The organism is Martinezella sp. CNPSo 3959 (assembly GCF_057784355.1).
Genome location: NZ_JBXSOV010000019.1, coordinates 34,180 through 46,829 on the forward strand (window position 1 = coordinate 34,180; position 12,650 = coordinate 46,829).

The 12,650-nt window shown below is 60.7% G+C and carries 14 protein-coding genes; 6 read left to right on the plus strand and 8 right to left on the minus strand.

The genetic code is table 11. The features are described from left to right. Positions 1-44 precede the first annotated feature (44 nt). On the plus strand, positions 45-836 hold the full coding sequence (locus AC13RE_RS26765; RefSeq protein ID WP_488565181.1) for a YdcF family protein: 792 nt from the start codon (positions 45-47) through the stop codon (positions 834-836). 79 nt (positions 837-915) lie between these two features. Here AC13RE_RS26765 and AC13RE_RS26770 read toward each other — a convergent pair whose 3' ends face one another. After that, positions 916-1,395, minus strand: coding sequence for a hypothetical protein (locus AC13RE_RS26770; protein ID WP_132721758.1), 480 nt, complete (start codon positions 1,393-1,395; stop codon positions 916-918). Between the two features lie 140 nt (positions 1,396-1,535). Between AC13RE_RS26770 and AC13RE_RS26775 the strand changes: the two genes are divergently transcribed. Continuing rightward, the gene (locus AC13RE_RS26775; RefSeq protein ID WP_112338929.1) at positions 1,536-2,171 is read left to right on the plus strand and encodes a trimeric intracellular cation channel family protein; all 636 of its coding nucleotides are present in this window, start codon (positions 1,536-1,538) and stop codon (positions 2,169-2,171) included. Positions 2,172-2,211: 40 nt separating this feature from the next. On the opposite strand, the gene irrA is transcribed toward AC13RE_RS26775, so the two are convergent. Then, a complete protein-coding gene (irrA, locus tag AC13RE_RS26780; protein WP_112338881.1) occupies positions 2,212-2,634 on the minus strand; it encodes an iron response transcriptional regulator IrrA in 423 nt (140 codons plus the stop codon). 297 nt (positions 2,635-2,931) lie between these two features. Between irrA and fabA the strand changes: the two genes are divergently transcribed. The 4 genes from fabA to AC13RE_RS26800 all read left to right on the plus strand — a co-directional run bounded on the left by fabA (position 2,932) and on the right by AC13RE_RS26800 (position 6,191). Beyond that, a complete protein-coding gene (fabA, locus tag AC13RE_RS26785; RefSeq protein ID WP_015338264.1) occupies positions 2,932-3,447 on the plus strand; it encodes a 3-hydroxyacyl-[acyl-carrier-protein] dehydratase FabA in 516 nt (171 codons plus the stop codon). A 53-nt stretch (positions 3,448-3,500) separates the two neighbouring features. Continuing rightward, a complete protein-coding gene (gene fabB / locus AC13RE_RS26790; RefSeq protein ID WP_092720354.1) occupies positions 3,501-4,724 on the plus strand; it encodes a beta-ketoacyl-ACP synthase I in 1,224 nt (407 codons plus the stop codon). Between the two features lie 4 nt (positions 4,725-4,728). Beyond that, complete coding sequence (gene fabI / locus AC13RE_RS26795) at positions 4,729-5,535, plus strand: enoyl-ACP reductase FabI (protein WP_112338882.1); 807 nt, start codon at positions 4,729-4,731, stop codon at positions 5,533-5,535. A 77-nt stretch (positions 5,536-5,612) separates the two neighbouring features. Then, on the plus strand, positions 5,613-6,191 hold the full coding sequence (locus tag AC13RE_RS26800; RefSeq protein WP_488565182.1) for a GNAT family N-acetyltransferase: 579 nt from the start codon (positions 5,613-5,615) through the stop codon (positions 6,189-6,191). A gap of 43 nt (positions 6,192-6,234) precedes the next feature. Here AC13RE_RS26800 and AC13RE_RS26805 read toward each other — a convergent pair whose 3' ends face one another. The 6 genes from AC13RE_RS26805 to rbfA form a co-directional block, all read right to left on the minus strand. After that, positions 6,235-7,251 (minus strand): class I SAM-dependent methyltransferase, encoded by a 1,017-nt coding sequence (locus AC13RE_RS26805; RefSeq protein ID WP_488565183.1) that lies wholly within the window; start codon positions 7,249-7,251, stop codon positions 6,235-6,237. A gap of 216 nt (positions 7,252-7,467) precedes the next feature. Further along, a complete protein-coding gene (pnp, locus tag AC13RE_RS26810; protein ID WP_112398691.1) occupies positions 7,468-9,606 on the minus strand; it encodes a polyribonucleotide nucleotidyltransferase in 2,139 nt (712 codons plus the stop codon). Between the two features lie 325 nt (positions 9,607-9,931). Continuing rightward, positions 9,932-10,201, minus strand: a complete 270-nt coding sequence (rpsO, locus tag AC13RE_RS26815; RefSeq protein ID WP_015338271.1) for a 30S ribosomal protein S15 — start codon at positions 10,199-10,201, stop codon at positions 9,932-9,934. A 152-nt stretch (positions 10,202-10,353) separates the two neighbouring features. Next, entirely contained in the window at positions 10,354-11,205 is an 852-nt protein-coding gene (locus AC13RE_RS26820) for an alpha/beta fold hydrolase (protein WP_488565184.1), read from the minus strand. Between the two features lie 92 nt (positions 11,206-11,297). Continuing rightward, positions 11,298-12,230: a tRNA pseudouridine(55) synthase TruB gene (truB, locus tag AC13RE_RS26825; protein ID WP_132721748.1), complete on the minus strand. Its 933-nt coding sequence runs from the start codon at positions 12,228-12,230 to the stop codon at positions 11,298-11,300. Positions 12,231-12,242: 12 nt separating this feature from the next. Continuing rightward, positions 12,243-12,650, minus strand: coding sequence for a 30S ribosome-binding factor RbfA (gene rbfA / locus AC13RE_RS26830; RefSeq protein WP_112338886.1), 408 nt, complete (start codon positions 12,648-12,650; stop codon positions 12,243-12,245).

Below are 12,650 nucleotides of genomic sequence, written 5' to 3' on the forward strand. Positions count from 1 at the left end.
GGGAGTAAAGCGAATCGTTTTGCCGACAAGCGTAAGGATGTGCCGTGTTCGTTTTTTCGAAACTTGTCTGGATCTTCGGTCAGCCGCTGTCGCTGGCCTTCTTGTTTGTCCTGTTGGCATTCATCGCCGCACTGCTGCGCTGGCGAGCAACCGTCATCACCTCGGCGCTCTTGTCGGCGCTGATCCTGTTTGTCTCGCTTTATACGACGGCCGGCGCCTATGTCGTTCAAACGCTCGAAGAGCGCTTTCCGCATCCGGCTGCCGATCCCGCCGATCTCAAATGCATGATCGTTCTCGGCGGCGCCACGCAGAACGAGGTGACGACGGTCCGAGGTGGCTACGAACTCGATTCGGCCGGCGATCGCCTGATCGAAGCGCTGCGTCTCGCGCAGAAATACCCGCAGGCGCGCATCGTGATCTCGGGCGGCGACGGCTCGATCGGCGGCACCTATGAGGGCGATGCCGTGATTTCCGAGCGTTTCTTTACCGCGCTCGGCATTCCGACAAGCCGCATGGTCGAGGACAAGACCTCGCGCACCACCTTCGAGAATGCCGTCAATACGAAGGAGCTGCTGGCGCAGAACGGGCTTTCGGATTGCCTGCTCATCACTTCGGGCTTCCACATGCCGCGCTCGATGGGCATTTTCCGCAAGCAGGGCATCAATGTCGTGCCCTGGCCGGTCGACTATCGCAGCACCGGCAAGGAAAGTCTCGGCTTCGATTTCACCCAGCCTTCGCGCAATGCGCAACTGCTGGCGACCGGATTGCGCGAATGGGTCGGTCTGGTCGGCTATTACGCCGCCGGCCGCACCTCGGCGCTATATCCAGGACCATAACCACGTGACCGGACCGTTGCCACGTGTCCGGACCGTGACCATCTGTCCGGTCTGAAATGACGTGTTCGCGCCGTAAAACCTATTTCTGGGATATGGTGACGAATTTGGTGCCGCGCACCCTGACGGTGATTTCGCAGACCGCTTCGCCATCCTTGCGGTCGCAGAAGCGCGGATGCATCTTCATGACCAGCACCATGTTGCCGAAGCGCTGGATGAAATCGTAGCCGTAGATCTTCGCCGTGGCGATCATCAGGTAGCCGCCTTCGGCCACCTGGACATAGAAATTGTAGGGGCAGCCTTCGTCCGTGCAGTAGGGTCCCTTTTCGCCCTTGCAGGTGATCTCGCCTTCATTGACGACAATATCCATCAGCTTGTCGTTGTTGATGTCCTGCTGGGTGGCGAATTTGTCGCCGAAGCTCACCTGGCCGTCACAGCTCTTGGTGAAATGGTCCTTCTCGAAGGCCACGGGGTCCTGCAGGATCGATTGCTGCGCCTCGGCCACGGCGGGCATGACCACGAGAGCGAAGAGATTGAGGATTACGATCAGCAGGGATTTCACGGGGGATTCCTTTTCGAAGCGCCGTTACGGCCGCGATAACAGCCGCAGCCGCTGCGACATCTTTGCACGCGCCTGCTTGCGCGGCCCTTGCCGTCGTGATTCATTTCGGAAAAATCGCGGGCGTTCCGCTGGAGTTTTCGATGTCGCTTCTCTCGTTTCTTGATTATGCCGGCGTCGCCCTTTTTGCCGCAACCGGCGCGCTCGCGGCCTCGCGCAAGCAGCTCGATCTGATCGGCTTCCTGTTCCTGGCGGCCGTCACTGGCATCGGCGGCGGCACGCTGCGCGATATCGTCCTTGGCCGCGTGCCGGTCTTTTGGGTACTGAACCCGACCTATATCATTATCTGCGCCGTGGTCGGCGTCCTGGTCTTCTTCACCGCGCATCTCTTCGAATCGCGCTATCGGCTGCTTATCTGGCTCGATGCGGTAGGACTGTCGGCCTATTGCGTGATGGGGGCGGCTAAGGGCATGGCGGCGACGGGCTCGCCCACCGTCGCCATCGTCACCGGCGCGCTGACGGCGACCTTCGGCGGCATTTTACGTGATCTCTTGGCAAACGAACCTTCGGTGCTGCTGCGTCCGGAAATCTACGTGACCGCTTCGCTCGTCGGCGCCAGCGTCTTCACCGCCGCCAATGCAACGATGCTGCCGCTTTATGCCTCGGCGGGGCTGGGAGTGATCGCGGCCTTTGCGGTGCGCGGCGGCGCGCTCTGGTTCGGCTGGACCTTTCCGACCTATCACCATAAGCCAGGCCGGCATCCGGACGATGTAATGTGAGGGAGAATCTTGTCGCAGGTGAGCTGATGCGGCGCTTATTTCAGCGCTGTTGCTTGCGCCGCAGGCGGATCACTACGTCGACATGGGCGATTTCCATGCCCTGCGGCGGCTCGGGCAGATTGTCGATCGTCAGATTGCTGATCGGAATATCCAGCACCTCGTTGTGGCCTTCCACGAAAAAGTGATGGTGATCGGAGACATTGGTGTCGAAATAGGTCTTGGTGCTTTCGACAGCGAGCACACGGATCAGGCCTGCTTCGGTAAATTGATGCAGCGTGTTGTAGACGGTCGCGAGCGAGACGGGCACGCCGGCGGCAACGGCTTCCTCGTGAAGCTCTTCCACGGTCAGATGGCGGTCACCCTTGGCGAAAAGGAGGTCTCCCAGTGCGATCCGCTGCCTAGTCGGCCTTAGGCCCACATTACGCAGCCTGGTTTCGATCGCGATTTCGGCATGTTCTGCCATCCAGGGACTCCAGATTCCTGATCTCTATAATTCTTTACTAAGCCATATAACTTTTGCCTTGATTGCTTTCAATAGTTTCCGTGGGGTGGGAAGGTGCTCAAAAGCCGGAAAAATCGGGCTTTTGCCGCATTTGGCACTGGTAGCGGCTCTGGCGTTCCTGTATGCGACCACCACATAAGAGCTACTGCGTTCGATCGAACGACTGAATGAGAGTGTGATGGTTACGCTTCATTTTCTGTCGATCTTGCACTAAAGCTTCACATCCATCGGCATTCATGCGGGGGAAACGGAATTTTTATGACGACGAGACAATCCAGCTTCAATTACGAGGAAATCCTGTCCTGTGGCCGCGGCGAGCTGTTCGGCCCGGGCAACGCACAGCTTCCCCTGCCGCCGATGCTGATGGTCCATCGCATTACAGATATTTCCGAAACGGGCGGGGCCTTCGACAAGGGCTATATCCGCGCCGAATACGACGTGCGCCCCGATGATTGGTACTTCCCCTGCCATTTTGCCGGTAACCCGATCATGCCGGGCTGCCTCGGCCTCGACGGCATGTGGCAGCTGACCGGCTTCTTCCTCGGCTGGCTCGGTGAGCCCGGTCGCGGCATGGCGCTTTCGACAGGCGAAGTGAAGTTCAAGGGCATGGTTCGCCCGGACACGAAGCTTCTCGAATACGGCATCGATTTCAAGCGCGTCATGCGCGGCCGCCTCGTCCTTGGCACCGCTGACGGTTGGCTGAAGGCCGATGGCGAGACCATCTATCAGGCGACGGACCTGCGCGTGGGCCTGTCCAAGGACAAGGTTGCCTGAACCGCGGCATCGCCGCCTCCACAAAGACAGATGTTTTAGAAAAGGTCATCGACATGAGACGGGTAGTTGTTACGGGTCTGGGTATTGTCTCTTCGATTGGAAACAATGCTCAAGAAGTGACCGCCTCGCTGCGCGACGCCAAATCCGGCATTTCCTTCTCTCCTGATTTCGCCGAGCATGGCTTCAAGTGCCAGGTCTGGGGCGCGCCGAAGATCGATACGACCGACCTGGTGGATCGCCGCGCGATGCGCTTCCTGTCGCAGGGCGGTGCCTGGAACCACGTCGCCATGAAGCAGGCGATCGCCGATAGCGGTCTCGAGGAAGGTGATATCACCAACGAGCGCACCGGCATCATCATGGGCTCCGGCGGCCCCTCGACCCGCACACTGATCGAGGCGGCCGATATCACCCGCAAGAACAATAGCCCGAAGCGCATCGGCCCTTTCGCCGTGCCGAAGTCGATGTCGTCGACCGCGTCGGCCACGCTTGCGACCTGGTTCAAGATCCACGGCGTCAACTACTCCATCTCGTCAGCCTGCTCGACCTCGGCGCACTGCATCGGCAATGCCGCCGAAATGATCCAATGGGGCAAGCAGGACGTCATGTTCGCCGGCGGTCACGAGGATCTCGATTGGACCATGTCGAACCTCTTTGACGCCATGGGCGCGATGTCCTCCGATTTCAACGAGAACCATCCGGAAACCGCCTCGCGTGCCTATGACGCCAAGCGTGACGGCTTCGTCATTGCCGGCGGCGCCGGCGTGCTGGTTCTGGAAGAGCTTGAGCATGCCAAGGCCCGCGGCGCCAAGATCTATGCCGAAATCATCGGCTACGGCGCCACCTCTGATGGGTACGATATGGTAGCACCTTCGGGCGAGGGTGCGGTACGCTGCATGCGGCAGGCGCTTGCCACGGTGAAGGGCGATATCGACTACATCAATACCCACGGCACCTCGACGCCGGTGGGCGACAGCAAGGAAATCGGCGCGATCCGCGAAGTCTTCGGCGACAAGATCCCGCCGATCCAGTCGACCAAGTCGCTGACGGGCCATTCGCTCGGCGCAGCGGGCGTTCAGGAATCGATCTATTCGATCCTGATGATGCAGGAGCGCTTCATCGGGGAAAGCGCCCATATCACCGAACTCGATCCGGAATTCGAAGGCGTGCCGGTCGTGCGCAAGCGTATCGACAACGCCAAGTTCGATATCGCTCTTTCGAACTCTTTCGGCTTCGGCGGCACCAACGCCACGCTCGTATTCCAGCGCTACAACGGATAAGGCAATGACGGGAATTATGCAGGGTAAGCGCGGCCTCATCATGGGCGTCGCAAACAATCATTCGATTGCCTGGGGTATTTCAAAGGCGCTGGCAGCCGAAGGCGCGGAACTGGCTTTCACCTTTCAGGGTGAAGCTCTCGGCAAGCGCGTCAAGCCGCTGGCAGCCGAAGTCGGCTCGGATTTCCTTCTGCCATGCGACGTCGAGGATCTCGCTTCGGTCGATGCCGTCTTCGACGCCATCAAGGAGCGCTGGGGCAAGCTGGACTTCATCGTCCATGCCATCGGCTTTTCCGACAAGAACGAGCTGAAGGGGCTCTACGCCAACACCACGCGGGAGAATTTCACCCGCACGATGGTGATTTCCTGCTTCTCCTTCACCGAGGTCGCCAAGCGTGCCGCCGAACTGATGACGGAAGGCGGCAGCATGCTGACGCTAACCTATAATGGTTCGACGCGCGTGATCCCGAACTACAACGTCATGGGCGTCGCCAAGGCCGCGCTCGAGGCATCCGTGCGCTATCTCGCGGCCGATTACGGCCCGCGCGGCATCCGCGTCAACGCCGTCTCCGCCGGCCCGATCCGGACGCTCGCCGGCGCCGGCATTTCCGACGCCCGCGCCATTCTCTCGTGGAACCAGCGCAACGCACCGCTGCGCAAGTCCGTCACCATCGACCAGGTCGGTTCCTCCTCGCTCTATCTCCTGTCGGATCTCTCGGCCGGCGTAACCGGCGAAATCCACTTCGTCGATGCCGGCTACAACATCACCTCCATGCCGACCTTGGAAACGCTGTCGAGCGCGGATACGGAATAAGCTCCCGATCTCAGTCGTGTCCTCCCGGTTTTGGCCGGGAGGATCGAATTTCCGGATATCCTTCCAGAGGATTCCCGATGACGTTTAACGACGCAGAACTTTTGGCATCGACTGATCGCCTCGTCCTCCGCCGCTTTGTGCCCGAGGATTTTGTCGCCTACAGTGCCTATCGCTCCCTGCCGGAGATCTATCGTTTTCTTTACCGCAATCCTCCCTCGCCCGAAGAGATGAGGGAACGTTTCGATATCCGCCTGAATTCCCCTTTCTCCGAAGATGGGGATACTCTGCTCTGCGCTGCCATTCGGCGGGAGGATGGCGCCTTGGTAGGTGACGTCAGCCTGACATTCGCAAATAAGGCCGCACTTCAGGCCGAACTCGGCTATACCTCCAACCCAGCCTATGCCAGGAAGGGATATGCTACCGAGGCGGCGCAAGCCGTGATTACCCTCGGTTTTGAAAAATTCGGCTTTCACAGGATCTTTGCACGGCTGGATGCGAAAAATGCCGGATCCATTGGCGTTGTCGAACGCCTCGGTCTGCGCCGCGAGGCCCTTTTGATCGAAAACGATCGCTTCAATGGTGTCTGGGGCGACGAATGCGTCTACGCCGTGCTCGACCGCGAATGGGCCGCAAGAGCTGCGAAACGAACTTCCTGATCTCCACTCAAAAAAATGGCGGCCATCTGACCGCCATCATTCCTTATTTCTTTGCCCAGAGCACCTTGTAGCGGGCGTTGCGGCAGGTCTCGCCGAATTCCTTGAAATTTTCGGCCAGCACCGGCTCGTAGGGCAGGCCGCGATTGGCGACCAGCATCAGCCGGCCGCCGCCGCGCAGAGCCGAGGCGGCCGTCTTGATCATCGCCTGACCGAGCGAAGGCTCGGCGGCGTGGCCCTCATGGAAGGGCGGGTTCATGATGATCAGGTCGTATTTGTCCTTGACCGGCTCACTTGCCAGATCGTGCCAGAAGAAGCGCTGAGCGACTTTCGGGCAGTGCGACAGCAGATTGGCGCGTGCGGCCTCCAGGGCGCCGTAGTGGGCCTCGTAGAGGTCGATGCGCTCGATCCTCGGCGATTTCGTTGCGAGCTCGACCGAGAGATAGCCCCAGCCGGCGCCGAAATCGGCGGCATCGCCGACAAAATCGGTCGGCAGGCGCGAGGCGAGCAGTTCCGAGCCGGCATCGATACGATCATGGGAGAACATGCCGGGCGCCGTGGTGAAGCTGTCGTCGACGAGGATCGCCGGCTTTGCGAGCTGCGCCGTCAACAGCTTGATATCGGCAGGGCGCGCAAACCAGAAGGCCACGCCGTGATATTTCGGCATGTGCTCGATTTCGAGCCCGAAGGCCTCGACGCGCTTGCGCAGCGGTTGGATGCCATCTTCCTTGCCGCCGGCGACGACGATGAGGCCGCCTTCCTTTACCCGCGATAGCGCTTCGGCGATATGATCCTCATTCTCGCCCTTGTGCTTGCCGCAGAGCACCAGCGCTCCGTCGTAGCCTTCACCCTCGATCTCCGGCGTCACGTTGATGCGCTGCGCCTGCAGCTGGCGATAGAAGGGGCGGAAGCCCTGGACGGCCGAAAGCTCGGCAGCAAACCCCTCCGGCAGCGCAAAGCCCGCCTCGGCGCCGAGAAACAGGATCCGCTCGCCCTCGCCGGGTGCGTCGACAGTGCCGGAGGCAAAGGGATGGAACAGGGTCTTCAGGGCATCGCGGCTCATGGGCGTGGTCTCGTTATTGTTTCGTTGGTCGGGCTTGCTGGCAGGTATCTGTTTCCGCGCGTGCCCCTCACCCTAACCCTCTCCCCGCAATGCGGGGAGAGGGTTAGGGTGAGGGGCCAGGCACGTAGTTTCGGCAAAACCGAACCGGCTAACCTCTTAAATATAAAAAGGGCGCGGAAAAAATCCCGCGCCCCGGAACTTGGATGAAGGCGCAGCTTATTCGGCTGCGTCGTCCTTCTTCTTGTCGGCAGCGATTTCCTGGCCGGTGGCCTGATCGACGACCTTCATGGACAGGCGAACCTTGCCGCGCTCGTCGAAGCCGAGCAGCTTGACCCAGACCTTGTCGCCTTCCTTGACGACATCCTGCGTCTTGGCAACGCGCTCGGAAGCGAGCTGCGAGATGTGGACGAGGCCGTCGCGGGCGCCGAAGAAGTTGACGAACGCGCCGAAGTCGGCGGTCTTGACAACGGTACCTTCGTAGATCTGGCCGACTTCCGGTTCTGCGACGATCGAGTGGATCCACTTGCGGGCCGCTTCGATTTCCTTACCGGAGGAGGAGGCGATCTTGACGGTGCCGTCGTCCTCGATGTTGATCTTGGCGCCGGTCTTTTCGACGATTTCGCGGATGACCTTGCCGCCGGAGCCGATGACTTCGCGGATCTTGTCGACCGGGATGTTCATGACTTCGATGCGCGGAGCGAATTCGCCGAGCTGGCCACGGCTTTCGGTGATTGCCTTGGACATTTCGCCGAGGATGTGGGCACGACCGCCCTGCGCCTGGCCGAGCGCGACCTTCATGATCTCTTCGGTGATGCCGGCGATCTTGATGTCCATCTGTAGCGAGGTGATGCCGTCGGCAGTGCCGGCGACCTTGAAGTCCATGTCGCCGAGGTGGTCTTCGTCACCGAGAATGTCGGAGAGAACGGCGAAGCGATCGCCTTCCAGGATCAGACCCATGGCAATGCCGGCAACCGGCTTCGCCAGCGGCACGCCGGCGTCCATGAGGGCGAGCGAGGTGCCGCAAACCGTTGCCATCGAGGACGAGCCGTTGGACTCGGTGATCTCGGAAACGACGCGCAGCGTGTAGGGGAACTGTTCCGCCGACGGCAGCATCGGGCGGATAGCGCGCCATGCGAGCTTGCCGTGACCGATTTCGCGACGACCCGGGGAGCCCATACGGCCGGTTTCGCCAACCGAGTAGGGAGGGAAGTTGTAATGGAGCAGGAAACGCTCCTTGTACATGCCGGTCAGGCTGTCGACATACTGTTCGTCTTCGCCGGTGCCGAGCGTGGCGACGACGATTGCCTGCGTTTCACCGCGGGTAAACAGCGCAGAACCATGCGTGCGCGGCAGAAGGCCGACTTCCGAAACGATCGGGCGAACGGTCGACAGGTCGCGGCCGTCGATGCGGCTCGACGTGTCGAGGATGTTCCAGCGAACGATCTTCGCCTGCAGGTGCTTGAAGATGGCGCCGACTTCTTCGGCCGTGTACTTGGCTTCGCCTTCTTCCGGCAGGAAGTGTGCCTTCACCTTCGCCTTGACGGCGTCGACGGCGGCGTAGCGATCGGCCTTCTGGGTGATCTTGTAGGCGTCGCGTAGTTCGGCTTCGGCGAGACCGAGCATTTCCTTCTCGAGCTCGGAATAATCTTCCGGCTGGAAGTCGCGCGGTTCCTTGGCGGCGACTTCGGCGAGCTTGATGATCGCGTCGATGACGGGCTGGAAGCCGCGATGACCGAACATGACGGCGCCGAGCATGACGTCCTCAGGCAGTTCCTTGGCTTCGGATTCAACCATCAGAACGGCGTCCTGCGTCCCGGCGACGACGAGGTCGAGGCTCGATTCGTCCATCTCGTCGAGATGCGGGTTGAGCACGTATTCGCCGTTGATGTAGCCAACGCGCGCGCCGCCGACCGGACCCATGAAGGGAACGCCCGAGAGCGTCAGGGCAGCCGAGGTTGCGACCATCGACAGGATGTCCGGATTGTTTTCGAGGTCATGCTGGATGACCGTGACGACGACCTGGGTGTCGTTCTTGTAGCCTTCCGGGAAGAGCGGGCGGATCGGGCGGTCGATCAGGCGCGAAACGAGCGTTTCATTTTCGCTCGGACGACCCTCGCGCTTGAAGTAGCCGCCGGGGATCTTGCCGGCTGCGTAGGTCTTTTCCTGGTAGTTGACGGTGAGCGGGAAGAAGTCCTGGCCCGGCTTCGGCGCCTTGGCGGAAACGACGGTCGCAAGCACCACGGTCTCGCCGTAGGTGGCGACAACGGCGCCGTCAGCCTGACGGGCGATCTTGCCGGTTTCGAGCTTCAGCGGGCGGCCTGCCCACTCGATTTCGACGGTATGGATATCGAACATATCTTGTCCTTGCATGATGCGGGAAAAGGCGCCGTCGCCGACGAATTCGGCAGGGCACATCTTCGACCGCACGAAGTGTGACGCATCACGGGCAAGACAACGAGAGGCTTTCGAAATCAGGCCGAAGCGCTAGGCTTCGGCTGAAAGCATCCGGCAATCCTGCCCCATGACAGGTCAACGGTTGTTGTTGGCAGCACCGGCCCATCCGGCCTGCCGGCAGTTTCGCGTCGCACCGGCATAAGGCGCGAGGGAAACTGGTCTCAAGGGTTCATACCCTTCATAAGCATCCGGCGGACGTTCAGGTGAACGCCCGCCGGAAATTCCGTTAGCGGCGGATACCGAGGCTGGTGATCAGCTTGGTATAACGGCCTTCGTCCTTCTTCTTGAGGTAGTCAAGAAGCGAGCGCCGGCTGGAAACCATCGTCAGGAGGCCACGACGGGAGTGATTGTCCTTCTTGTGGTCCTTGAAGTGTTCCGTGAGGTTGTTGATGCGCTCGGTCAGGATCGCAACCTGGACTTCCGGAGAACCGGTGTCGCCTTCGACGGTAGCGTATTCCTTGATCAGCGCAGCCTTGCGCTCAGCAGTGATCGACATCGGATGGTCCTTTCTATGAGAGGAGATTGAAGTCGCCAAACGCCGGGATGTCGTCCAGCATTGGCCGCGAATGCAATCAGGCATGCCTGATGCTGGCGCTGCCTATAAACCAATTGAGCGCCAATTGAAAGAGGGTTCTCCCTGGGCGCTTTTCAGCGCCCCGCCATGGCGTCCCGGATCATGGCATTGTAGCCTTCCGGATCCTGCAGCATGGCGAAATGGCTGGCATCCTTCAGAATAACAAGCTTCGCGCCCGGGATCTCCTTCGCCATCATCTCGGTATGGTCAAGCTTCACCGCTTCGTCATGGTCCCCGATGGCAAGCGTCACCGGCACCGTGATCTTGCTGAGGTCGGCTGCGGTCCATGCCGGCTGCGTCGCCCACATTTGCGAGATCTGGTTGACGAAAGCCTCATATTCGTTCGGGGTCGGCGACAGTTTTTTGTAATATTCGCCGGCGACGTTGATGTAATCGTTGAAAGTCTTGTTGCTCATGACGTCGGGCTTCACGCCGTCGGTCGTAACATTGGCGGCTTGCGCGATCACGCGCGTCAGCTTTTCGGGATGTTTCATCGCCATGTCGATGCCGATGATGCCGCCGTCAGACCATCCGACCAACGTCACCTTGCCGACCTTCAGATAGTCGAGCAGTGCAACATAATCCGAAGTCATCAGATCGTAGCCGAAGGGTTTTTCGCTGCGCGTCGAGCGGCCATGCCCGCGGCTGTCGGCGACGATGACGAGATGATTTCTCGCGAAATCGGCGACCTGAGCGCCCCAGACGTCGGCATTCCCGAGGCCGCCATGGATGAAGAGGATCGGGTCGCCCGCGCCATATTCGGCATAATACATCTTGATGTCGTTGACATCGGCCATGCCGCTCGTTTTCGGCTGCGGCATTGGCGGAAATGGCGGTAGCCCGGCCCACCGCTCGGCAGATTGGGCGTTCGCAACTGTCAGGAACAGGGAAAGGAATGCAAGTATTCCGAATGCAACTCCGCGCATGTTTGCCCCCTTTGGACGGGCCATGATGGCCCGTCGGGGAACATATCGCATCGCCATTGCCCGCAATAGCCGCTATTTCCGGTTGATCGAGGTCAGCCGAACACGCGCTTGGGGCGGAATTCGCCCTGGCCGATCTCGCCGATGGCGATCAGCTTGCCGCGGGAGGTGGCATAGGCCTCGGTCTCGGCAATCGGCGCATCGCGGCCGCGCACCAGGATCGGGTTGCCCATCTTCAGGCGGTGCGCCTGGTCGTCGCTGATGACGAGATGCGGCAGCGAAGAAAGAGCTTCCGCCGTATCGATCAGCAGCGCATCGAGGGCTGCCAGTCGCTCGTCAGCATCTTCGATCTCCTCCAGCGCCACGAGATCGGCAAGCGGTACCATCGCCTCCTCGGCAAAGGGCGCGACGAAGCTGCGGCGCAGACCGGAAATATGGCCGTAGCAGCCGAGATCGCGGCCGAAATCGCGGGCGAGCGCGCGCACATAGGTGCCCTTGCCGCATTCGACTTCGAAATGCGCCGTATTGGCATCCGGGCAGGCAAGCAGCGTCAGGCGGAAAATCTCGACTTCGCGCGAGGGGATCTCGACCGTCTCGCCTTCGCGGGCGAGGTCATAGGCGCGCTCGCCTGATATTTTGATGGCGGAGAACTGCGGCGGAATCTGGTTGATGACGCCGGTATAGTTCGGCAGCAGCGCGCGGATATCCTCTTCGCTCGGACGCTTGTCGGAGGTGGCGGTTACTGCGCCCTCGAGGTCGTCGGAAGCGCGTTCCTCGCCCCAGGTCACGGTGAATTCATAGATCTTGCGGCCATCCATGACGTAGGGAACCGTCTTCGTGGCGTCGCCGAGCGCGATCGGCAGCATGCCGGAGGCGAGCGGATCGAGCGTGCCGGCATGGCCGGCCTTCTGGGCCTTGAACAACCACTTGATCTTGGAAACGGCTTCGGTCGAGCCGAAATCAATCGGCTTGTCGAGGATGAGCCAGCCCGAAATCGGACGGCCCTTGGGCTTGCGTGGCTTGGACATTCTCTGTCTCTGTTATTGATCTTGGTCGTTGTCGTCGTCGAGATCGCGGCTGACCTCGGGCGAGCGCAGAAGCGCGTCGATCTTCTTGTAATTGTCGAAGCTCGTATCATCGCGGAAGCGAACTTCCGGCATGTACTTCATCTGGCGCAGTTGCGGGCCGAGGCGACCGCGGATGTATTTTGCATGGCGGTTCAGCGCTTCGATGACGGCGCCGTGGTCGGAAACGCCGAGCGGCGTCACGAAGGCCGTCGCGATCTTCAGATCGGGCGACATGCGCACTTCGGAAATGGAGATCACGGTGCGCTCGATCAGGTCGTCGCGCACTTCGCCGCGCTGCAGAACCTGCGTGATCGCTGAGCGCACCTGCTCGCCGACGCGAAGCATGCGCTGCGACGGCGCGGAGGAAGTTGGTTTGGTCAT